Origin of the sequence: Pseudomonas sp. TWI628, from assembly GCF_039673865.1 — a bacterium.
Classification (GTDB): Bacteria; Pseudomonadota; Gammaproteobacteria; order Pseudomonadales; family Pseudomonadaceae; genus Aquipseudomonas.
In genome coordinates this window covers 1-21052 of the sequence record NZ_JBDJMM010000052.1, presented here as the reverse complement: position 1 = coordinate 21052, position 21052 = coordinate 1, and the positions used below count along the sequence as shown (strand labels likewise).

Annotated in this window: 18 protein-coding genes and 1 tRNA gene; 9 read left to right on the top strand and 10 right to left on the bottom strand. The window is 64.1% G+C overall.

From position 1 onward, the window contains the following. Positions 1-80: 80 nt before the first annotated feature. Positions 81-2009: an ATP-binding cassette domain-containing protein gene (locus tag ABE528_RS26855; protein WP_152959106.1), complete on the bottom strand. Its 1929-nt coding sequence runs from the start codon at positions 2007-2009 to the stop codon at positions 81-83. A 222-nt stretch (positions 2010-2231) separates the two neighbouring features. Here ABE528_RS26855 and ABE528_RS26850 point away from each other — a divergent pair, with 222 nt between their 5' ends. After that, positions 2232-4160: a transglycosylase SLT domain-containing protein gene (locus ABE528_RS26850; RefSeq protein WP_152959107.1), complete on the top strand. Its 1929-nt coding sequence runs from the start codon at positions 2232-2234 to the stop codon at positions 4158-4160. A 59-nt stretch (positions 4161-4219) separates the two neighbouring features. Here the strand turns inward: ABE528_RS26850 and ABE528_RS26845 are convergent, their stop codons facing one another. Then, positions 4220-5023, bottom strand: a complete 804-nt coding sequence (locus ABE528_RS26845; RefSeq protein ID WP_152959108.1) for an MOSC domain-containing protein — start codon at positions 5021-5023, stop codon at positions 4220-4222. 56 nt (positions 5024-5079) lie between these two features. After that, positions 5080-6015 (bottom strand): chemotaxis protein CheV, encoded by a 936-nt coding sequence (locus ABE528_RS26840; RefSeq protein ID WP_346654575.1) that lies wholly within the window; start codon positions 6013-6015, stop codon positions 5080-5082. 350 nt (positions 6016-6365) lie between these two features. Here ABE528_RS26840 and ABE528_RS26835 point away from each other — a divergent pair, with 350 nt between their 5' ends. The 3 genes from ABE528_RS26835 (at position 6366) to ABE528_RS26825 (ending at position 8812) form a co-directional block, all read left to right on the top strand. Beyond that, positions 6366-6875: a histidine kinase gene (locus tag ABE528_RS26835; RefSeq protein WP_346654574.1), complete on the top strand. Its 510-nt coding sequence runs from the start codon at positions 6366-6368 to the stop codon at positions 6873-6875. Positions 6876-7265: 390 nt separating this feature from the next. Beyond that, positions 7266-8156: a sensor histidine kinase gene (locus tag ABE528_RS26830; protein WP_346654573.1), complete on the top strand. Its 891-nt coding sequence runs from the start codon at positions 7266-7268 to the stop codon at positions 8154-8156. Beyond that, positions 8153-8812, top strand: a complete 660-nt coding sequence (locus tag ABE528_RS26825) for a response regulator transcription factor (protein WP_152959112.1) — start codon at positions 8153-8155, stop codon at positions 8810-8812. Before ABE528_RS26830 ends, ABE528_RS26825 begins: the two co-directional genes overlap by 4 nt. Here the strand turns inward: ABE528_RS26825 and yegS are convergent. Continuing rightward, complete coding sequence (gene yegS, locus ABE528_RS26820; protein ID WP_152959113.1) at positions 8796-9683, bottom strand: lipid kinase YegS; 888 nt, start codon at positions 9681-9683, stop codon at positions 8796-8798. The two genes, ABE528_RS26825 and yegS, sit on opposite strands and share 17 nt — an antisense overlap. A 306-nt stretch (positions 9684-9989) precedes the next feature. Between yegS and ABE528_RS26815 the strand changes: the two genes are divergently transcribed. Beyond that, positions 9990-11444: a mannose-1-phosphate guanylyltransferase/mannose-6-phosphate isomerase gene (locus tag ABE528_RS26815; protein WP_346654572.1), complete on the top strand. Its 1455-nt coding sequence runs from the start codon at positions 9990-9992 to the stop codon at positions 11442-11444. A 51-nt stretch (positions 11445-11495) separates the two neighbouring features. Continuing rightward, on the top strand, positions 11496-12743 hold the full coding sequence (locus ABE528_RS26810; protein ID WP_152959115.1) for a glycosyltransferase family 4 protein: 1248 nt from the start codon (positions 11496-11498) through the stop codon (positions 12741-12743). Here ABE528_RS26810 and glp read toward each other — a convergent pair. Both glp and moaB read right to left on the bottom strand, forming a co-directional pair. Next, positions 12732-13958, bottom strand: a complete 1227-nt coding sequence (gene glp, locus ABE528_RS26805) for a gephyrin-like molybdotransferase Glp (RefSeq protein ID WP_346654571.1) — start codon at positions 13956-13958, stop codon at positions 12732-12734. The genes ABE528_RS26810 and glp overlap by 12 nt on opposite strands. Next, on the bottom strand, positions 13942-14481 hold the full coding sequence (gene moaB / locus ABE528_RS26800) for a molybdenum cofactor biosynthesis protein B (RefSeq protein ID WP_152959116.1): 540 nt from the start codon (positions 14479-14481) through the stop codon (positions 13942-13944). Before moaB ends, glp begins: the two co-directional genes overlap by 17 nt. A gap of 168 nt (positions 14482-14649) precedes the next feature. Here moaB and ABE528_RS26795 point away from each other — a divergent pair, with 168 nt between their 5' ends. Both ABE528_RS26795 and ABE528_RS26790 read left to right on the top strand, forming a co-directional pair. Continuing rightward, positions 14650-14871, top strand: a complete 222-nt coding sequence (locus ABE528_RS26795) for a YgdI/YgdR family lipoprotein (protein ID WP_027596642.1) — start codon at positions 14650-14652, stop codon at positions 14869-14871. Between the two features lie 81 nt (positions 14872-14952). Next, a tRNA-Pro gene (locus ABE528_RS26790) sits at positions 14953-15029 on the top strand. Between the two features lie 70 nt (positions 15030-15099). Here ABE528_RS26790 and ABE528_RS26785 read toward each other — a convergent pair. Both ABE528_RS26785 and ABE528_RS26780 read right to left on the bottom strand, forming a co-directional pair. Beyond that, complete coding sequence (locus tag ABE528_RS26785; protein ID WP_346654570.1) at positions 15100-16716, bottom strand: methyl-accepting chemotaxis protein; 1617 nt, start codon at positions 16714-16716, stop codon at positions 15100-15102. A 189-nt stretch (positions 16717-16905) separates the two neighbouring features. Next, positions 16906-18669, bottom strand: a complete 1764-nt coding sequence (locus ABE528_RS26780) for an ABC transporter transmembrane domain-containing protein (protein WP_346654569.1) — start codon at positions 18667-18669, stop codon at positions 16906-16908. 204 nt (positions 18670-18873) lie between these two features. Here ABE528_RS26780 and ABE528_RS26775 point away from each other — a divergent pair, with 204 nt between their 5' ends. Next, a complete protein-coding gene (locus tag ABE528_RS26775; protein WP_346654568.1) occupies positions 18874-19047 on the top strand; it encodes a PA1571 family protein in 174 nt (57 codons plus the stop codon). 56 nt (positions 19048-19103) lie between these two features. Here ABE528_RS26775 and pdxB read toward each other — a convergent pair whose 3' ends face one another. Together pdxB and tusA are read right to left on the bottom strand one after the other, a co-directional pair. Further along, the gene (gene pdxB / locus ABE528_RS26770; protein WP_152959119.1) at positions 19104-20246 is read right to left on the bottom strand and encodes a 4-phosphoerythronate dehydrogenase PdxB; all 1143 of its coding nucleotides are present in this window, start codon (positions 20244-20246) and stop codon (positions 19104-19106) included. A 60-nt stretch (positions 20247-20306) separates the two neighbouring features. Continuing rightward, positions 20307-20549 carry a sulfurtransferase TusA gene (gene tusA / locus ABE528_RS26765; protein WP_027919534.1) on the bottom strand — a complete coding sequence of 81 codons (243 nt, stop codon included), beginning with the start codon at positions 20547-20549 and terminating at the stop codon, positions 20307-20309. Positions 20550-21052 lie beyond the last annotated feature (503 nt).

The following is a 21052-nucleotide window of genomic DNA, read 5'->3' as shown; positions in this document are numbered from 1 at the left end:
GCGGCCCCCTCAAACACCCACCATCACGCCGGCCCGGCCCCCGCCCCGGGCGCGCCCGCCTCGGCGCCAGCACAGCAAACTCAGCCTTCCAGCTCAGCCCAACGCTCTACCAGCGCATCCAGCTCACCCTGCAGCTTCTCGATCTTGGCCAACACCGCCGAGGTTTCGGCAATCGGCCGCTGATAGAAGCCAGCAGCGTTCACTTCTTCCTGCGCTTCGGCCATGCGCTGCTCCACTTCGTCGATCTGCCCCGGCAGCATTTCCAGCTCGCGCTGCAGCTTGTAGCTGAGTTTCTTCTTCGAAGCATCCGCCACCGGCGCGGCTGGCGCAGGCGCTGCCGCTTCCACCGGCTTTTCGACCACGGCACTGTTGAGCTCGGATTTGCCACCCTTGCTCTCGGTCACGCCGAGCAGCTTCGCCGAACCACCCTGGCGGATCCAGTCCTCGTAGCCACCAACATACTCGCGCACCTTGCCCTCACCTTCGAACACCAGCGTGCTGGTGACGACGTTGTCGAGGAAGGCCCGGTCGTGGCTGACCATCAGCACGGTACCCTTGTAGTTGGACAGCACCTCTTCGAGCAGCTCGAGGGTTTCCACATCCAGGTCGTTGGTCGGTTCGTCGAGCACCAGCAGGTTGGCCGGTTTGCTGAACAGCTTGGCCAGCAGCAGGCGCGCACGCTCGCCTCCGGACAGCGCCTTGACCGGCGTGCGAGCACGCTGCGGGCTGAACAGGAAATCACCGAGATAGCTCAACACATGGCGATTCTGGCCATCGATCTCGATGAAATCACGGCCTTCGGCAAGGTTGTCGATGACGGTCTTTTCCAGGTCGAGCTGGTGGCGCATCTGGTCGAAGTAGGCCACTTCCAGCTTGGTGCCGCGCTCGACCTTGCCTGCCGTCGGCTCCAGGTCACCGAGCATCATCTTCAACAGGGTGGTCTTGCCGGTACCGTTGGCACCCAGCAGGCCGATACGGTCCTGGCGCTGCAGGACCATGGAGAAGTCCTTGACCAGCAGCGGGCCATCGGCGTGATGGAAGCTGACGTTCTCCAGCACCATCACCTGCTTGCCGGATTTGTCCGCGGCCTCGATCTGGATGTTGGCCTTGCCCTGGCGCTCGCGGCGCTCGCCACGTTCCACACGCAAGGCCTTGAGCGCACGCACGCGGCCTTCGTTACGGGTACGGCGGGCCTTGATGCCCTGGCGGATCCACACTTCTTCCTGGGCCAGGCGCTTGTCGAACAGCGCATTGGCGGTTTCTTCGGCGGCCAGTGCGGCCTCCTTGTGCACCAGGAAGCTGGCGTAGTCGCCGTTCCAGTCGATCAGGCCGCCGCGGTCCAGTTCGAGGATGCGGGTGGCCAGGTTCTGCAGGAAGGAGCGGTCGTGGGTGATGAACAGCACGGCGCCGTTGAAGCCGCGCAGGGCTTCTTCGAGCCAGGCGATGGCGCCAATGTCCAGGTGGTTGGTCGGTTCGTCGAGCAGCAGCAGATCAGGCTCGGACACCAGCGCCTGGGCCAGCAGCACGCGGCGGCGCCAGCCACCGGAGAGCTCGGCCAGGGTCTTGTCGGCGGGCAGTTGCAGGCGGCTCAGGGTGCTTTCCACCACCTGCTGCAGGCGCCAGCCATCGCGGGCCTCCAGCTCGTGCTGGACGTGCATGAGTTTTTCCAGATCTTCATCGCCCTGGATGTTCTGGCTCAGGTGATGGAACTCGGCCAGCAACTCGCCAACGCCATCCAGGCCTGCCGCGACCACGTCGAACACCGTGCGCTCGTCGGCAACCGGCAGCTCCTGTGGCAGTTCACCGATCTTCAGGCCAGGGGCGCGCCAGATCTCGCCATCGTCGCCCTTCTGCTCGCCCTTGACCAGGCGCAGCATGCTCGACTTGCCGGTACCGTTGCGGCCGATGATGCACACCCGCTCGCCACGGGCGATCTGCCAGGACACTTTGTCCAGCAGCGGCATCGCGCCGAATGCGAGGGACACATCGCTGAATTTGAGCAGGGTCATGTTCGTCTCCAGAAAGCGGGCGCGCATTCTACCTGACTTGGGCCTTCCCGGCATTAAGTTGACCACGCTACAGGGGCTTGGCGACGCTCGGTCAGCGTTAATGCCTGGTTACAAGCACAGCGCTATCACCCGCCGCCGGCAAACGGCTAAGCTAATGCAATCAGATTTCAACAGTGCTGGCTTCGCCGTCACTTCCCCATGGTTCAACTGCCCGGACGTATCATGCGCAGCCGCCTGTTACAGATTGCTTCCTGCCTGCTGCTCACCGCCGCCACCGCCAATGCGGCGCAGGCCATCGACCTTTCCACGCAACGTCAGTATTACGACGAGGCCAAGCGTGCGCTGGCCAAGGGCGACAAGGGCCCCTACCTGCGCTACGCCCCGGCGCTGCGCGATTACCCGCTCACACCGTACCTGGCTTACGACGAACTGACCGCCCGCCTGAAGAGTGCCAGCAACGAGGAAATCGAAGGTTTCCTGGCCAAGCACGGCGACCTGCCCCAGGCCAACTGGATGAAATTGCGCTGGCTGCGCTGGCTGGCCGAACGCGGCGAATGGAACACCTTCGTCAAGTACTACGACCCCAAGCTCAATTTCACCGAACTGGACTGCCTCAATGGCCAGTACCAGTTGAGCCACGGCCAGCGCGCCGAAGGCTTCGCCAGTGCCGAAAAACTGTGGAACGTCGGCAAGACGCAACCGGCTGCCTGCGACACCCTGTTCGGCATGTGGGCCGCAGAAGGCCAGCTGACCGAGGCCAAGCGCTGGAACCGCGCCAAGCTCGCTGCCCAGGCGCGCAACTACCCGCTGGCCAACAGCCTGGTGCAGGGCCTGACCACGCTCGGGCCACAGGGCAGGCTGCTGATCGACGTGGCACAAAAGCCCGAACTGCTCAATCAGCCGTCACGCTTCACCCCAGCCAATGAGGCCATGTCCGATGTGGTCAGCCTCGGCCTGCGCCGCCTGGCCCGGCAGGACCCCGACCAGGCCATGGCACTGCTCGACGACTACGCCCAGCGCATGCATTTCTCGCGTGACGAGAAAGTCGCCATCGCCCGCGAGATCGGCCTGACCCTGGCGCGCCGTTACGACCCGCGCGCGCTGGACCTGATGACCCGCTACGACCCCGAACTGCGCGACAACACCGTCAGTGAATGGCGCCTGCGCCTGCTGCTGCGCCTGGGCCGCTGGGAAGATGCCTACGAGCTGACCCGGCGCCTGCCACAGGACCTGGCCAGCAGCAGCCGCTGGAAATACTGGCAGGCACGCTCCCTGGAGCTGGCCCAGCCGAACAACCCGCAGGTTCCGTTGCTGTACAAGAATGTGGCACGCGAGCGTGACTTCTACGGCTTCCTCGCGGCGGACCGGGCCAAAACGCCCTACCAGTTGAACAACAAGCCACTGCTGATGAGCCCGCAACTGGTCAACAAGGTGCGCAACACCCCCGGCATCCAGCGCGCCCTGGAGTTCCACGCCCGCGGCCAGGTCGTCGAGGGGCGCCGCGAGTGGTACCACGTCAGCCGCCACTTCACCCGCGACGAGATGGTCGCCCAGGCACGCCTGGCCTACGACATGCATTGGTACTTCCCGGCCATCCGCACCATCAGCCAGGCGCAGTACTGGGACGATCTGGATATCCGCTTCCCGATGGCCTACCGCGACACCCTGGTGCGTGAAGCCAAGGTGCGCGGGCTGCACTCAAGCTGGGTGTTTGCCATCACCCGCCAGGAAAGCGCCTTCATGGAGGACGCCCGTTCCAGCGTCGGGGCCAGCGGCCTGATGCAGGTGATGCCGGCCACCGCCAAGGAAACCGCACGCAAGTTCAGCATCCCGCTGGCTTCGCCGCAGCAGATGTTCAACCCGGAAAAGAACATTCAGGTCGGTGCGGCCTACCTGAGCCAGGTGCACGGCCAGTTCAACGGCAACCGTGTGTTGGCGTCCGCGGCCTACAACGCCGGCCCCGGGCGCGTGCGGCAGTGGCTCAAGGGCGCCAAGCACCTGAGCTTCGACGTGTGGGTAGAATCGATCCCGTTCGACGAAACGCGCCAGTATGTGCAGAACGTGCTGTCGTATTCGGTGATCTACGGGCAAAAGCTCAATGTGCCGCAGCCGCTGGTGGACTGGCATGAGCGGTATTTCGATGACATGTGATCATTGCTGAGCCTGTGCCGGCCTCTTCGCAGATTTGCCCGCGAAGAGGCCGACGCAGGTTATTCAAGTACTTCGACTTCCATCCCCACCTCAAGCCAGCCTGCGCCATCCACCGCCAGGTTCTGCCCGAACAAGATGTCGCCTTCCTTCTCGCGGAAGGTCTTCAAGGTCGTCAAAGGCTCACGGTCGGCACTGCGCTCCCCGGTCGCCGGGTCAAGCGTCGTGAAGATGCACCGCACACTGGGCTTGAGCACTCTAAATTCCAGCTCGCCAATGCGAATCCGCTTCCAGCCATCCTCGGCAAACGGCTCAGCCCCTTGCACCACCAGGTTCGGCCGAAAGCGCAGCATTTCCATGGGCCGGCCAATCCTGCCGCTCAACTCATCCAGAGAGCCCTGACCAATCAGCAACAACGGAAAGCCATCGGGGAAAGCCGCACGGTCACTGTTCAGGCCGTAACCATTGGGCAGGTAGCGTGCCCGCTGCTCCGGGCAATGCACCAGGCGCACCGCCTTGCCGAGCCATTGCGACAACCAGTCGGCAACCTCGTCGCCCGCGTCCGGTACGCGCAAGGTGTCGCGCCAGATGGTCACGCCGCGCAGCGCATCGTCTGCGGCGGGCACAGCCACTCGCAGTGGCGCCTGCCCAGGCAGCTCAAGCAGCAACTCGCCAGCCTCGCCCGCGCTGGCCTTCAGCTGGCCCAGTTGTGGCCAGGCTCGTTGGGTGAGGAAGCGTCCGTTCTCTTCCTCGACCACCATCCAGCGTCGGTCGCCCTGCAACCCCAGAAGCCCGACCGGCGAACCCTGCAGGCATTGCGCCCGCCCCGACTTCACCGGGTATCGATACAACTCACTGAGAAACATCCCTGCCCGCCTCATGCCTTGTCAAAAGCCAAGCTTATACCGGGCCGGCAGCAGGATCACGCGTTGCGGGTATCCAGCAGCAGGCGCTGCTTGACCACATCGACCAGACGATCAGGCTGGAACTTGGAGAGGAAATTGTCGCAACCGACCTTCTTCACCATCGATTCGTTGAAGCTGCCCGACAAGGAGGTATGCAACACCACATAAAGCTTGCGCAGACGCGCATCGCTGCGAATCTCGGTGGTCAGCCGATAGCCGTCCATCTCGGGCATTTCCGCATCGGTGAAGACCATCAACAATTTTTCGCAGACATCCTCCCCCGCATCGGCCCAGCCCTTGAGCAGGCGCAGGGCTTTCAGGCCATCACTGGCCACGTGCAGTTTCACCCCGAGTTGCGACAGGGTATCGCGCAGTTGCGCCAGGGCCACGCTGGAGTCATCCACCAGCAGCACTTCACGGCCACGCGCGCGCGCCAGTACCGGGTCGGCCAGCTTGTCGCCGGAGACCCGGGCGTTATAAGGCACGATCTCGGCCAGCACCTTCTCCACATCGATCACTTCAACCAGCTTGTCGTCCACCCTGGTGATGGCGGTCAGGTAATGCTGGCGTCCAGCACTGGAAGGCGGCGGCATGATGGCCTCCCAGTTCATGTTGACGATGCGATCGACGCCCCCCACCAGGAACGCTTGCACCGAACGGTTGTACTCGGTGACGATGATGGTGCTGTCCGGCCCTGGCTGCAGGGGGCGCATGCCGATCGCCTGGGACAGGTCGATCACCGGCAGGGTCTGCCCACGCAGGTTGACCACACCACAGACGAAGGCGTGGCGCTGCGGCATCAGGGTCAGCTTGGGCAGCTGCAGCACTTCCTGCACCTTGAAGACGTTGATCGCGAACAACTGGCGACCGGCCAGGCGGAACATCAGGATTTCCAGACGGTTCTCACCCACCAGCTGCGTGCGTTGGTCTACCGTGTCGAGAATACCAGCCATTGGAAAACCCCCTGGGTTGTGTCGAAAAATATGAAATGATCCGTTCTATATCGGCGCGTTCCCGCGCATCTTGACCCCCACAAAAAAATGCCCCGCGGGGCAATTGATATCACATTAGCATCATGCTTTACTGCGACATGCCTCGCTTGGATCCATTCCAGGGCAACCTGTCGCACCCTAGGCGCCATCAGGGAAACCCCTAGGAGCAATCAGGTGCAACCTGATGTTCGCGATATCCTTTAGCCATTAATGTGACGCCATTCTCACTGCATGAATGGAGTCAGGCTTTTGCTAGCGATCGACATGGTGTGCCCATCACCTGCTCCAGCCCAACGCGCCGGAGTGTCTTGATGGACAGCAGCGTCTCTAACTTCGACACCCTGCAGGACTTCCTGCTGGATGCCCAGGTCTTGCTGACCCAGTCCCAGGAATGCCTGCAGCATCTTGAACTGATCAGCAACGACCCGGACGCCTGCCAATGCCTGAACAACACCCTCCAGTCCCTGGCCAGACGCGCCAGCGCCCTGGGCCTGTTCGAAGTCGCCCACTATGCGAGCCTCTTGCACCAGCTGCTGGCCCCGGCCTGCAAGCAGCAGCGCCTGGACAACGCAGCCCTGCCCAGGCTGAATGCCTGCCTGACCTTGCTGGCCTGGCAACTGGAACTGGTTGACGTGCACACCGGCCGGCTCGCCCTCGATACCTGCGAGCAGGTGACACTACTGAGCGAACTGGCAACGGCCCTGCATCAGCCGTTGCCGCAAACGTGTGCGTCTTGCGACGATAACCGCAACAACTGCATGCATCCGCATTCCGCGGTGCCGGCCAGCTTTTCAGGCAGCAGGCCCGCACAGCGCCACTAGACGGCTTGGCAATACCAACTAAGCACAGGGTTCAAAACGCAAATCAGGCCTAACTTGTGGAGTTCTTCACTCGTTCAGCCCCTTGCACTCGAGCGGCCTTTCGCAAGTTGAACGCGGGGCGGTCATCACCCAGTTCGAAAGTGGCACTTTGATGCCCGGCAACCCTGCCGAGCCCCCTCCCGAGCCCGGAAATGCTGAGGTTTCAAAGCATTGTCCAGCGCGACCAAAGTGAGCCGAAGTGTTAAGATACGCGCAAACAAATGCCGGCCGCCGCCTCCCCGCATACCACATCGAACCGCGCTCGCCATTTGTTGCAAGCACAAACGCCAAAGGCTCTGCCAAGAGCTGTGCACGACCCCATCAGCAAGACTTCAGTGGCTTCTCAATTTTATGTTCCCACGCTTGAAGATATCTCTGCGCTGCCGTTCACGCGCCACTTTGCTGCGCTGGACGACGGCATTGCTGTGCGTGGTGTCGCTGCTTGCCAACCTGGTCCTGTTTGCCGGCGGGCACGGCATGCCTGCCACGCTGTTGCTGCTGCAACTGGTGGCCACGCTTGGCGTCTGCTGGCACCTGAGCCACGGCGCCAAGTCGATCAGCCTGCGCCCGGCGGAGTTGGCCGGCCGCATGCTCAAGGTCCAGGAAAACGAGCGCCAGCACCTGAGCCGCGAACTGCACGACGACATCGGCCAGTTGCTCACCGCCGCCAAGATGCAGCTGGAATGGTTGCAACGCCGTGTACCGAATGACTTGCAGGCGCACTGTGGCAGCTTGCGCAGTACCCTGGAAGACACCCTGAGCAAGGTGCGCGATGTTTCCGCCATCCTCAACCCACGGCAACTGGCCAGCCTTGGCCTTGAGGCCAGCCTGCGGGCGCACCTGGTGCGCACCCTGGAAAGCACCGACGTGCACTGGAGCCTGGAGTGCCATCAGCGCCTGGGCGGTATTTGCGAGGAAGTCGCCATGGCGGCGTTTCGCATCACCCAGGAGGCGGTCACCAACATGCTGCGCCACGCCCAGGCTCGCAACCTGACCATCCGCCTGCAACGCAACGCGACGGGGCTTGCCCTGTCGATCCAGGACGACGGCCAGGGCTTTGTCCCGGCCGCCAATCCGGCCGAGGCCGGCCAGCGCGGCATGGCCGGCATGCAGGAACGCGCCACCGCCCTCAACGGCAGCCTGACGGTCACCAGCCAGCTCGGCCTGGGCACGACGATCGACGTGCTGTTCCCGTGGCAACCCCGTACCCATGAACGCGCCAGGACTACCGCTTCATCATGACCTGTAGATTGCTGCTGGTGGATGACCACTCGCTGATCCGTGCCGGGGTCCGTGCCCTGGTGTCCGATATCCCCGGCTATACCGTGGTCGGCGAAGCCGATGACGGCGGCCAGTTGCTCGAGCAGGTTCGGCAACTGGCACCCGACATCGTCCTGCTGGACATTTCCATGCGTTCGACCAGCGGCCTCGATGCCCTCACCCAGCTGCGCGCCACGGGCAACACCTGCAAGGTGCTGATCCTGTCCATGCATACCGACCCGGACCTGATCATGCGGGCGCTGGAAAGCGGCGCCCACGGCTACCTGCTCAAGGATGCCACGGCCACCGAGCTGGAGCAGGCCCTGATTGCCCTGCGCAATGGCGAGCGCTACCTCAGCCCGGCCATCGCCCATACCGTGATCAACCAGGCACTGATGCGCGCACAGCACGGCAAGCAGGCTGGCGTCGACCGCCACAACCTCACTGCACGGCAGCTGGAGATCCTGCGCCTGATCGTGCGCGGCAAGTCCACCCGCGAAATCGCCGCCGGCCTGGGCCTGTCGATCAAGACCGTGGAAACCCACCGCTCGCAGATCATGAAGCGCCTGCAGATCTATGACGTGGCCGGCCTGGTCCTGTTCGCTGTGCGCGAAAAGATCATCAGCCTGGACGACTGATCAGCGGTGAATTCAGTGGCAAGTGCAGGCGCAGCGCCGCCGGCACTGCCGCAAAGCGCAGGCTGTCGGCCTGCAGAGGTTCGCCATCGAGGTTGATGTCCAGCCCCTGCGAACAGGTGATCTCGACCCACGGCAAACGCGCCCGTACGAACAATCCCTCACCTGCCAGCAAGTCACGCAGTGCGCCGACCATTTCCTGCGGCGCCGGCAGGATGGCAATATCGAGCAGGCCATCATCGACTTGCGCGTCCGGGCACAACACTTGCCCACCGCCGGCCTGGCGACCGTTGCCGATGCCCAGCGCCAGCAGGTCACCCTGCCAATCGAACCCCGGCCCTGATAGCTCGACCGAGGCCGCCTGCAGCTCGCTGAAGCGCGTCAAACCGGTGAACAGGTAGGCCGCGGCGCCGAGCATTCTTTTCAGGTCTTCAGAGGTGCTGGCGGTAACCTGGCTGCCGAAACCGCCTGTGGCCATGTTCAGGAACAACTGATCGCCCACTTGGCCCAGGTCAATCGGGCGTGGCGGCAGCTCCAGCAATGCCAGGGCCTCGGCAGGTTCCAGTGAAATGCCAGCGGCCCTGGCGAAGTCATTGGCCGTTCCCAGCGGCAGCAGTGCCAGGCTGGCTTCGCTGCGTGCCTGGCCCATGGCTTCGGCGACGTCGCGCAAGGTGCCGTCACCACCGCCAGCGATCACGTGGTTGTACCCGGCCGCCAGCGCTTCGCCGACCAGCCGCTGGGCATCGCCGCCTTCCCAGGTTACCCGCACATCCAGCGTCCAGCCACGTTCGCGCAGGGCGCTCACGGCTTGGCGCACCGCTTCGTTCATGGCCTGCTTGCCATGCAGGATCAAGATTGCCTTGCGCTTGGGCATCACGCGTCTCCACGGGGTTGGTTCAGTCCAGATCTCGACCACAAACATTGCCGGAATGCTGCACGCTGCCGGCAAAACAGCTCTGCATTGCGCATTGAGCGGCAGCAGGGCCGAGAAAAAACAGCCAGATTCACATAAATATCATTGAAAGCTTTTCTCATCGGGCGCATGATCGACAAATATTTGGCCTTCATGGAAGAAGCTGCAGTGAAAAGTCGGTTTTTTGACTTTTCCGCCAAAACCGTGACAGGTCGCGAAGTTCCCCTTCACTGCGCTGTAACCAGCGCCTACAGTCGAGGCTGTGAAATGAGCGTTCTGATCCCCTGCATCATCGCCGGCGGTGCCGGCACCCGCCTGTGGCCGGTTTCTCGCGAAGCCATGCCCAAACCCTTCATGCGCTTGCCCGATGGCCAGAGCCTGCTGCAAAAAACCTTCGCCCGCGCTGCGGCGCTACCGGGCGTCGAGCGGGTACTGACGGTGACCAACCGCGAAGTGTTCTTCCGCACCCAGGACGAGTACCGCCAGGTCAGCCCCGGCAACCTCGCCCTCGACTTCCTGCTGGAAACCAACGGCCGCAACACCGCGCCCGCCATCGCCGCAGCCGCACTGCACTGTGCCAGGCATTACGGCAACGACAGCGTGCTGCTGATATTGCCCGCCGACCACCTGATCCAGGACGCCGAGGCCTTCGCAAACGCCGTCGAACACGCCCGGCAACTGGCCAACGAGGGCTGGCTGGCCACCTTCGGCCTGCTGCCCAGCCGCGCCGAAACCGGCTTCGGTTACATCGAGCAAGGCGAGGCGATCGGCAAGCACGCGCACCAGGTTGCCAGCTTCGTGGAGAAGCCCGACGCCCTCACCGCCCGCGACTACCTCGAAGGCGGCCGCCACCTGTGGAATGCCGGCATGTTCTGCCTGCGCGCAGGCACCGTGCTCGCCGAACTGCAGGCGCACGCCCCGGAACTGCTGGCCTGCGTGACTTGCTGCCTGGAGCAGAGCGCGACCAAGGAGGGTGACAAGGTGCTGCAGGTGGAACTGGACCCGCACAGCTTCGCCCTGGCCGAGGACATCTCCATCGACTACGCCTTGATGGAGCGCTCCGACAAGGTTGCCGTGGTGCCTTGCGAACTGGGCTGGAGCGACATTGGCAGCTGGGAAGCCGTGCGCGAACTGCGCCACACCGACGACGACGGCAACCACTGCAACGGTGAAGCTGTGCTGCACGATGTGACCAACTGCTACATCGACTCGCCAAAGCGCCTGGTCGGCGCCGTCGGCCTCGACAACCTGATCGTCATCGACACCCCCGACGCCCTGCTGATCGCCGACGCCGCGCGCAGCCAGGAGGTCAAGGTGATTGCCCAACAGCTCAAGCACCAGGGCCATGAAGCCTACCGCCTGCACCGCACCGTCACCCGCCCCTGGGGCATGTACACCGTGCTTGAGGAAGGCCCGCGCTTCAAGATCAAGCGCATCATGGTGCGCCCTGGCGAATCGCTGTCGCTGCAGATGCACCATCACCGCAGCGAGCACTGGATCATCGTCAGCGGCATGGCCTGCGTGACCAACGGCGAAGAGGAGTTTCTGCTCGATACCAACGAGTCGACCTTCATCAAGCCCGGCCGCACCCACCGCCTGACCAACCCCGGCGTCATCGACCTGGTGATGATCGAAGTCCAAAGCGGCGAGTATCTGGGCGAAGACGACATCGTGCGCTTTACTGATATTTACGGACGCGTCCCGGCGGCAGCCATCGGCTGAAGGCTGGAGGACGCGTTTTTTGTCCGCAGCCTTCAGCGAGGTTTCCGGTTCATGCGCATTCTCTGGACTCTGCCTTACCTGCCCTGGCCCACCACCAGTGGCAGCAAGACCCGGCAATACCACCTGCTGCGCGCGCTCGCGCAGCAGGGCCACCGGATCACCTTGCTGGTACAGTCGAAAGTCCCCTTGTGCGATGCCGCCCGCGAAGCCCTCGAACCCTTGCTCGAACGCCTGATCGTGCTGCCCCGGCGTCCGCTGCACAGCCCGCTCAACCTGCTCGCCTCGCCCATCATCGACTACCCGATGCGCGCCATCATCAATGGCCTGTCGCCCGTCTTGCGGCGCCAGTTCGAACAATTGCTGGACGAACCCTGGGACGTCATCCAGATCGAGCACAGCTACAGCTTCCAGCCTTTCGAAAAAGCACTGCAGGCCCGCGAGCTGCCCTACATGCTCAGCGAACACAACCTGGAGTCAGTGACCGGTGCCGCCTGCCATGACCGCCTGCCGCTGTGGCTGCGCCCGCTCAACGCCTTCGACCGTTGGCGTTACCGGCGCTGGGAGCAGCGCGTGCTGCGCCAGCCCACTGAAGTGGTGGCCGTGAGCCCGCATGATGCCGAATTGATCAGCCAGGTCAGTGGCCGCCCGGTCAACGTGGTGGTCAACGGCGTCGATTGCGATTACTACCAGAACGTCCACCCGGCCCTGCACAGCCAGCGCCTGCTGTTCGTCGGCAACTTCGAGTACGCAGCCAATGTCGAGGCCATCGAATGGGCCCTGGAAGAAATCCTGCCGCAGGTGTGGATGAGCAATCCGGCGGTACGCCTGGCCATCGCCGGGCATGCCATGCCGGTCAGCTGGAAACTGCGCTGGAACGACCCGCGCATCGAATGGGTCGGCTACCGCCCCGACCTGCGCGAACTGCAACGCCGTTGTGCGCTGTTCTTCGCGCCCTTGCGCTATGCCGGTGGCTCCAAGGTGAAGATCCTCGAAGCCATGGCCGCCGGGCTGCCGGTGATCAGCACCGGCAAAGGCGTCTCGGGCCTGGCCGCCAACAACGGCGAGCATTACCTGGGCAGTGATGACGGTGACCAACTGGCGCTGCTGGTCACCCAATTGCTCAACCAGCCGTGGCGAATGTGCCAATTGAGCGAGGCCGGCCGCCAGTTCGCCCGAAACCGCCACGACTGGAGCGTGGCTGCCCAGCAACTGGAGACGGTGCACATGCGCCTTACCCAGTCGGCACCGGCCGACGCCACCCAAGGCGGTGGCAGTTGGCTCGGTCGCTCAGCCGAGTAGTTCGCTCAGCGGGATGAACGGCACGCTGTCGCCCGGTTTCGGCGTAGTGCCTTCACGCACCTCCACCAGCCCCTCGGCCCAGGCCGCACTGCGCAGCACGCCAGAGCTCTGGTTCTTGTAGATGCGCACCTGGCCATTGTCGATGCGCGCGCGCAGGTACTCGCGGCGGCTGCCCGCCTTGGTCCATTCGAACCCGGCCGGTACATCGAAGCGCAGCGGCGTGACATCGGCCACGCCCTGGCGGCGCAGCAGGTAGGGCCGCGTCAACAGGCCGAACGTGACCAGGGTCGACGCCGGGTTGCCGGGCAGGCCGATCACCGGCACACCGCGGTAATGACCGAAGGTCAGCGGCTTGCCAGGCTTGATCGCGAGCTTCCACAACGCCAGTTCGCCCGCTTCGCGCAGTGCGGCACCCAGGTAGTCGGCCTCACCCACGGAAACCCCGCCGGTGGAGAGAATCAAGTCGACATCGCCCAGGCCACCCAGGCACTCACGGGTACGTTCCAGGTCATCGGGCAGAATGCCCATGTCGCGCACTTCGCAGCCCAGCCGCTGCAGCCAACTGACCAGCAGGCGCCGGTTGCTGTTGTAGATCTGCCCCGGGCCCAGTGGCAGGCCTGGCTCGACCAGCTCATCGCCGGTGGACAGCACCGCCACCCGCACCCGCCGCACCACCTGCAACTGCGCATGACCCAGCGTCGCCGCCAGGCCCAGCTCTATCGGCCCGAGCCTCGTGCCGGCGCTCATCACCTGCTCGCCCTTGCGGGTTTCCTGGCCTTGTGGGCGCACGTTCTGGTCAAGCGTCAGCGCTTCGCAAAAGCGCACCCGGCCATCATCCAGCACCTCGGTGTTTTCCTGCATCTCGACGCAGTCGGCACCCGCCGGCATCGGTGCACCGGTGAAGATCCGTGCGCAAGTACCGGGCTGCAGAGGTTCGGGCGCGTGCCCGGCGAAAATCCGCTGGCTGACCGGCAACGGCTCGCCCTGCAGGTCGGCCAGGCGCAAGGCGTAACCGTCCATGGCGCTGTTCGGCCACGGCGGCAGGTCGAGCGTGGCCACCAGCTCGGTGGCCAGCACACGGCCTTCGGCTTCGGCCAGCGAGACGCGTTCGGTTTCCACGATAGGCGCAGCCTCGGCCAGCGCCAGCAGGCGCTCCAGGGCTTCTTCCACCGGCATCAGTGGCCGCGCAGCGGGTGCCTCAGCCACGGCTATCACAGGCCGCTGCCTGTTTCAGGTGGGCGACGAAATTGCACGGCCGATGGCGGGCATCCAGCTGTTCGGCGAGGATGCCGTCCCAACCGGTGCGCACGGCATTGGTCGAGCCCGGCAGGCAGCACACCAGGGTGCCATTGGCAAGGCCGGCCAGGGCGCGCGACTGCACGGTGGAGGTGCCGATATCGGCCACGGAAATCTGCCGGAACAGTTCGCCGAAGCCCTCAACCTGCTTGTCCAGCAGACAGGCGACAGCCTCTGGCGTGCTATCACGGCCGGTAAAACCGGTACCACCGGTAATCAGCACCACCTGCACGCTGTCGTCGGCAATCCAGTTGGCGACCTGGGCGCGGATCTTGTACAGGTCGTCCTTGAGCAGCACGCGTGCGGCCAGCGTGTGGCCAGCGGCGGTGAGGCGGTCGACGAAGGTCTGCCCGGAGGTGTCGGTTTCGAAAGTGCGGGTGTCGCTGACCGTGAGCACGGCAATGTTCAGCGCCACGAAGGGGGTATCTGCCTTGGCTTTCATGGGTGTCCGTCGCTGGGAAAGGGGATGGGCGCAGTTATATCACAGGCGGCCGTGCAGGCAGGCACAGGTCAATAACCCAGGCTTGCCGTTATGCTTGAATGTAAAAGGAACTTGCGCGAACGCCCTGCGTCATAAAGTCATCTAGCACCATCGCACTGGAGAAACACGATGATTCAACGGACCCTTCCCGCCTTCCTGCTCGCCTTGGGCCTTGGCGCCCTCGCTGGCTGCGCATCGCCGACCGTGATCACGCTGAACGACGGCCGCGAAATTCAGGCAGTGGATACCCCCTCCTTTGACGAGGACTCCGGTTTCTACGAATTCGAACAGCTCGACGGCAAGCGCACGCGCCTGAACAAGGACCAGATCCGCACCGTCAAGGAACTCTGAACCAGGTGCTGTTTTTGGCATAAGCCCTTTAAACTACAAGGGCTTGCACCCGAAAATGCTATGCAGTAGGATTTTGTTCATCGGAGTGTAGCGCAGCCAGGTAGCGCGTCTCGTTCGGGACGAGAAGGCCGCAGGTTCGAATCCTGTCTCTCCGACCAGAAATCCACATCAGAAAGCCCGCCTTGTGCGGGCTTTTTGTTGCGGCTGGCAAACGTGACCGGCAAACCCTCAGGCGGTCAGCCGCGAGGTGACCTCGCCCAGTTGCCCCGACAAGCCATGCAGGCGCTGCCCAGCCTGCTCGGTATGCTGCACGGCCTCCTGGTTGGCCGTGGCAATCCGGGTGATTTCGATCAGGTTGCGCGAAATGTCCTCAGCCACGCTGGTCTGCTCTTCGGCCGCTGTGGCGATCTGCCGGTTCATGTCGCGGATCGCCTCCACCGCCAGGGTGATGCGCTGCAGCATCTGCCCGGCCTGCTGTACCTGCTCGGCGCCCTCCTCGCTGCGTTGCTGGCCACTTTCGATGGCTTTGACCGCCTCCACCGCGCCCGACTGTACGGCTTCGATGATCTGCTGAATCTCGGCGATCGACGCCGCGGTACGCTGGGCCAGGCTACGCACCTCATCGGCGACCACGGCAAAGCCACGCCCGGCCTCACCGGCACGGGCCGCCTCGATGGCGGCATTGAGCGCCAGCAGGTTGGTCTGCTCGGCGATGCCACGGATCACTTCCAGCACCTTGCCGATGCGTGAGCTGTCATTTTCCAGGTCGCGGATCACCGCGGCAGTGCCGGCGATCTCGCGGTTGACCACACCAATGATGTCGATGGTCTGCTGCATCACCTGTTCGCCCGCCTGGGCGCTGTGGTCGGCATCGTCGGCGGCGCGTGCGGCCTCGGCGGCATGGCGGGCCACTTCCTGGGCAGTGGCGGACATCTCATGCATGGCCGTGGCCACCTGATCGGTGCGCTGGAACTGGTCGTGGGTGCCACGGGCCATGTCACCGGCAATGTTGCGCAACTGGCCACTGGCGCCTTCCAGCTCCTGGGCGTTGTCCTTGAGGCGGCCAACGGTTTCGGCCAGGAAGTCGCGCAGGGTATTGGCAGCACGCGCCAGGCGGCCCAGTTCGTCTTCGCGGCGGCTGTCGACGCGGGCGGCGAAGTGGCCCTGACTGAGTTGCGCCACGTATTCGATCAGCTGGCGGATCGGCTCGATCAGGCTGCGGTTGAGCAGCCACAGGCTGAGCAGCCCGACCAGCAATGCCGACCCCAGCATCACCAGCACGCCCAGCCACACGGTGCGCTCGGCACTGGCATTGATCTGGGCGGCGCGGCCACGGGCGTCGCCGCGCAACTGCTCGACCAGCGCGCTCATCTGCTCGCTGGCCGCCCGGTCCACGCCCTTCACCGCCTGGTCACCGGCTACCGGGTCGCCACCGGCCGCCAGAAATGCCTGACGCCCTTGTTCGTAGGCCTGGCCGAGCTGGCGGTGGCTATCACGCAGTTGCTGCAACGGTGCCTTGAGCGTGGCGTCGCTGCTGTCGATCAGTTGCCCCAGCAGTTGTTGCACCTGCTGCTCACGGGCCTGGAACTGCTGCCAATACTTGTCCAGCTCGGCGGGTTGGCGGCCGCGCAGCAGCACGTTCTTCCATTCCTGCACCTGGATCTTGAACTGCAGGTTGGCTTCATCGATCAATTGCGAAGCCCGCAGCGGCCCGTCAACCAGTTCGCCATAGCCACGCACGCTGGAAGAGAGGAACTGGAAGCACACCAGGGCGATCAGCAGCATCGCGGCCAGGCTGCCGCCAAGCAGGGTGAGAATTTGCACTCGGAGTGATTTACGCAACATCGCGGATCTCGGGAACAAGGAATAAGGAAACGGCGCGCCATTGCAGCGCCGCGACAGACATCCTTGTCCTCGTTCGCAGGCCAAAAAAAAGCTGCCATCAATCGATAGCAGCCAGGTCGAGCACTTACGCAACAGTTGAAATCAATACTCTCAGGCAATTGCTACAGAAATGTTACAAGTGCGCGACGCCTAGCCCGTACTGAACTGCAGCTCGGCCAGGCGCGCGTACAACGGGCTTTCCTCGATCAGCTGCCGGTGGGTGCCGACCGCGACCACCCGCCCCTTGTCGATCACCGCAATGCGGTCGGCGTGCTGCACCGTGGCCAGGCGGTGGGCGATGACCAGTGTGGTACGCCCGGCCATCAGGCTCGGCAGGGCCTGCTGGATCAGGTGCTCGCTTTGCGCATCGAGGGCGCTGGTGGCTTCGTCGAGCAGCAGGATCGGCGCATCCACCAGCAGCGCCCGGGCGATTGCCAGGCGCTGCTTCTGGCCGCCGGAAAGGCCAACGCCGCCCTCGCCCAGCGGCGTCTGGTAACCCTGTGGCAGTTGCCGGATGAATTCGTCGGCATGGGCACCACGGGCTGCCGCCTCGACGTCGGCCAGGGGCGCCTCGGGCCGACCGTAACGGATGTTGGCCTCGACCGTACCGCGGAACAGTGACGGGTTCTGCGCCACCAGGGCGAACTGGCGGCGCAGGTCGTCCGGGGCCAGCGCCGTGATCGGCTGGCCGTCGAGCAGGATGCGCCCCTGTTGCGGATCGTAAAAGCGCAGGAGCAGGTCGAACAGGGTCGACTTGCCCGCTCCCGACGGCCCTACCAGCGCGACGGTCTGGCCTGGCTCGATAATCAGGCTGAGGTGGTCGATGGCGGCCACCGATGGCCGCGAGGGGTAAGCGAAGGTCAGTTGCTGCAGTTCGATGCGTCCACTGGCACGCTGCTGAGCCAGCGTCAACGGGGCCTCTGGGGCCAGGATCGTGCTGTTCGCCGCCAGCAGCTCGGCGATGCGCTCGGCGGCCCCTGCGGCGCGCTGCAACTCGCCGATCACTTCACTGAGGGTACCAAAGGCACTGCCGACGATCAGGCTGTAGAACACGAACGCTGCCAGCTCGCCTGCGGAAATGCGCCCGGCGATCACATCCATGCCCCCCACCCACAGCATCACGCCCACTGCGCCCAGCACCAGCACGATCACCAGGGTAATCAGCCAGGCACGCTGGGCGATACGTTGCCGGGCCACGGCAAACGCGGCCTCCACCGTAGCGGCGAACAGCTCGCGGTCGCGTGCCTGGTGGTTGTAGGCCTGCACGGTCTTGATCTGCCCCAGGGTCTCGGCCACGTAGCTGCCGACATCGGCCACCCGGTCCTGGCTCTGCCGCGACAGGCTGCGCACCCGCCGGCCAAACAGCAGGATCGGCGCCAGCACCAGCGGCAATGCCAGCACCACGATGCTGGTGAGTTTGGGGTTGGTGATGAACAGCAGCACCACGCCACCGATCACCATCAGCGCATTGCGCAGGAACATCGACAGCGACGAGCCGATCACCGATTGCAGCAAGGTCGTGTCGGCGGTCAGCCGTGACTGGATTTCGGAGCTGCGGTTGTCCTCGAAAAAGCCCGGGTGCAGGCCCACCAGGTGGTCGAAGACTGCGCGGCGGATGTCGGCAACGCAGCGCTCGCCGATCCACGACACCAGGTAGAAGCGGCTGAACGTGCCTGCCGCCAGGGCCAGTACCAGCGCCAGAAACAGGCCGATGGTCTGGTTCAACTGGTGCGCTGAGCGGGTCATGAAACCCTGATCGACCAGCAGGCGGATACCCTGGCCCATGGACAGGGTGATGCCGGCGGTGACCACCAGCGCCAGCAGGGCCAGCAATGCCTGGCGACGGTACGGACGCATGAACTGCCAGGCCAGGCGCAGGGCGCGGCGTTGGCGGAAGGAAGCCGAATCGGGCATGACGTGAACCAGGAAAGCAGGAAGATTGAAGACTACCATTCATCCGCGCAGGCAGTGCCTATAGCCCATCGTTCTAACAGGCCTCTGGAGCTTTGCCGCGCTTTCTGTTCGACTGTGCAGGCCTTGGTGCACACGATAACTTTTGTAACAGGCCAGTCATGGCGCAGGTTTAACCTGAGCCTGAACCTGATGAGGAGATATTCAATGAGCTTGCAACATGGCAGCGACACCGTGAAACCGCAGAGCAAACCACAACCCAAGGCCTGTGGTTCGATCATCGACGCCCAGGGCCGCGAGATCGAGATCACCGAGCAGATGATCCAGCAGGCCTGCAAGGCCCTGGAAGACAGCCGCGTGAAGAAAGTACGCCACGGCTGAAGCACGAATCCTTTGAAACCCGGCTTTATGCCGGGTTTTTTATTTCTGGCCGGTGATCAGGCCAGCACGCCGCCCAAGGCATTGACCATCTGCGCCAACTGCGGCGCCTCACCCCGCACGCGCACTGCCAAGCCTTCGATCTCCCGGCGCGGTGGATACTGCTTGCGCAACTGGTCGAACGCCGCCCGTTGCTCGGCCACATTGTCACTCAGGCTGCGCCGGAAATCGGCATCATCGCGGCGTGGGTCATACACCGCCCGGCACAGCGTCGCCAGGGCCCAGGCAGGCTCTGCAGTGCCGTCCAGCTCGATTTGCGCCAGTGGCGGCGGTGGCAGCAGGTCGGCCAGCTGCACCTTTTCAGCCTCGCCCAGGTAGCGGCACAAGGCCTGATAGATCTGCGCCGTGCCGCGCTGGCGGCCATCCAGGCTATAGCCGGCAATGTGCGGCGTGGCCAGGGTGCACAGGTCTGCCAGTTGCAGGTCGACCTGCGGCTCGCCTTCCCAGACATCGAGTACCGCGTGTACGTCTTCGCGATCCAGCAGCAGCTCGCGCAGCGCCGCGTTGTCCACCACCGGCCCGCGGCTGGCGTTGATCAGCCAGGCACCGGGGCGCAGTTGCGCCAGCTGCGCTTCACCGAGCAGGTGCCAGGTTGGATGCTCACCGCCGCGCTGCAGCGGGGTGTGCAGGCTGATCACGTCGCACTGTTCAAGGATTGTCGCGAGGCTGACGAAGTCACCGCCCTCGGCGGCCTGGCGCAGCGGGTCGCAGACCAGCACCTTCCAGCCCAGGCCGTGCAGTACTCGTACCAGGCGGCTACCGACTTCACCGGCGCCGACCACGCCGTAGGTGCGTTGCGCCAGTGCCGCGCCGTCCAGGTCGGCCAGGGTCAGCAGGCTGCCCAGCACGTAGTCGACCACGCCGCGGGCATTGCAGCCCGGTGCGCTGCTCCAGTGGATGCGGGCTTCGGCGAAGTAGTCGAGGTCCAGGTGGTCGGTGCCGATGGTGCAGGTGCCGACAAAGCGCACCTTGCTGCCTTCGAGCAGTTGCCGGTCGACCTTGGTCACCGAGCGCACCAGCAGCACATCGGCGTCCTTGACGCTGGCGGCGTCGAGGCTGCGGCCGGGATAACGGCGGATCTCGCCGAAGCCTTCGAAGAAGGCATCGAGCAGCGGGATATTCTCGTCGGCAACTATCAGCATGGCGCTCTCCTGTCTGGGGAGCGCAGTGTAGGCGCTACGCGAGGTGTGTTCCAGCGCGGTTCAGTCGGCTTTCTTGCGGATCCAGTACAGGTAGGTGCCGGCTTCTTCCTGTTGCTGCAGCAATTCGTGGCCGAGGAAATTGCAGAACTTGGGGATGTCGCGGCGTGTCGACGGGTCGGTGGCGATGACCTTGAGCAGGCCTCCGGCGGCCAGGTTGCGTACGTGCTGGTGCAACATCATCACCGGTTCCGGGCAGTTCAGGCCGGTGGCGTCGAGGATGGCATCGGGGGTGAAATCAGTCATGGGGGGCTCCGCAAATGATCGCTATTGTGGCGCATCGCGCCACAAGGACCAATAGCCATTCATGAGGGCCACCTCTGAGTGCTCCTGCTCTGCCTTTGCTTTCGCTCTGCCTTTGCTTTCGTTCTGCTTTCGTTCTGCTTTTGCTCTGCTTTTGCTCTGCTTTTGCTTCTAAGCGCGCGGTAGTTCAGCAAACGCCGAATGCGACTTCAGGAGGCCGAGCGGAGGTCTTGCGGAGGGAGGTGACGGGCATGGATGCCCGTCAAGCGCTGCGGCCCAGGATGGGCCGTTCAGCGCGGTCCTCCCGGGAGCAAGGCCGGAGCGAGGGAACCCCGGAGCGCAGCGTAGGGGCCGGATGATAGGAGCCAGCGTTTTTTGGTTACTTTTTGTCGCGTTCGGTGCGTGTCAATGTACCTGTCGCCTTAACTTCATCTAGCTATGGCAACTCCAGCTTCCGGGCGCTCTGGATTCAAGTAAACATCATCTGCAAGTCGCCAATTTCGCGT

Excerpts from the sequence above, each read along its gene's own strand:
- ABE528_RS26855 (WP_152959106.1), bottom strand. The coding sequence starts at position 2,009 with ATGACCCTGCTCAAATTCAGCGATGTGTCCCTCGCATTCGGCGCGATG.
- ABE528_RS26850 (WP_152959107.1), top strand. The coding sequence starts at position 2,232 with ATGCGCAGCCGCCTGTTACAGATTGCTTCCTGCCTGCTGCTCACCGCC.
- ABE528_RS26845 (WP_152959108.1), bottom strand. The coding sequence starts at position 5,023 with ATGTTTCTCAGTGAGTTGTATCGATACCCGGTGAAGTCGGGGCGGGCG.
- ABE528_RS26840 (WP_346654575.1), bottom strand. The coding sequence starts at position 6,015 with ATGGCTGGTATTCTCGACACGGTAGACCAACGCACGCAGCTGGTGGGT.
- ABE528_RS26835 (WP_346654574.1), top strand. The coding sequence starts at position 6,366 with ATGGACAGCAGCGTCTCTAACTTCGACACCCTGCAGGACTTCCTGCTG.
- ABE528_RS26830 (WP_346654573.1), top strand. The coding sequence starts at position 7,266 with ATGTTCCCACGCTTGAAGATATCTCTGCGCTGCCGTTCACGCGCCACT.
- ABE528_RS26825 (WP_152959112.1), top strand. The coding sequence starts at position 8,153 with ATGACCTGTAGATTGCTGCTGGTGGATGACCACTCGCTGATCCGTGCC.
- yegS (WP_152959113.1), bottom strand. The coding sequence starts at position 9,683 with ATGCCCAAGCGCAAGGCAATCTTGATCCTGCATGGCAAGCAGGCCATG.
- ABE528_RS26815 (WP_346654572.1), top strand. The coding sequence starts at position 9,990 with ATGAGCGTTCTGATCCCCTGCATCATCGCCGGCGGTGCCGGCACCCGC.
- ABE528_RS26810 (WP_152959115.1), top strand. The coding sequence starts at position 11,496 with ATGCGCATTCTCTGGACTCTGCCTTACCTGCCCTGGCCCACCACCAGT.
- moaB (WP_152959116.1), bottom strand. The coding sequence starts at position 14,481 with ATGAAAGCCAAGGCAGATACCCCCTTCGTGGCGCTGAACATTGCCGTG.
- ABE528_RS26795 (WP_027596642.1), top strand. The coding sequence starts at position 14,650 with ATGATTCAACGGACCCTTCCCGCCTTCCTGCTCGCCTTGGGCCTTGGC.
- ABE528_RS26785 (WP_346654570.1), bottom strand. The coding sequence starts at position 16,716 with ATGTTGCGTAAATCACTCCGAGTGCAAATTCTCACCCTGCTTGGCGGC.
- ABE528_RS26780 (WP_346654569.1), bottom strand. The coding sequence starts at position 18,669 with ATGCCCGATTCGGCTTCCTTCCGCCAACGCCGCGCCCTGCGCCTGGCC.
- ABE528_RS26775 (WP_346654568.1), top strand. The coding sequence starts at position 18,874 with ATGAGCTTGCAACATGGCAGCGACACCGTGAAACCGCAGAGCAAACCA.
- pdxB (WP_152959119.1), bottom strand. The coding sequence starts at position 20,246 with ATGCTGATAGTTGCCGACGAGAATATCCCGCTGCTCGATGCCTTCTTC.
- tusA (WP_027919534.1), bottom strand. The coding sequence starts at position 20,549 with ATGACTGATTTCACCCCCGATGCCATCCTCGACGCCACCGGCCTGAAC.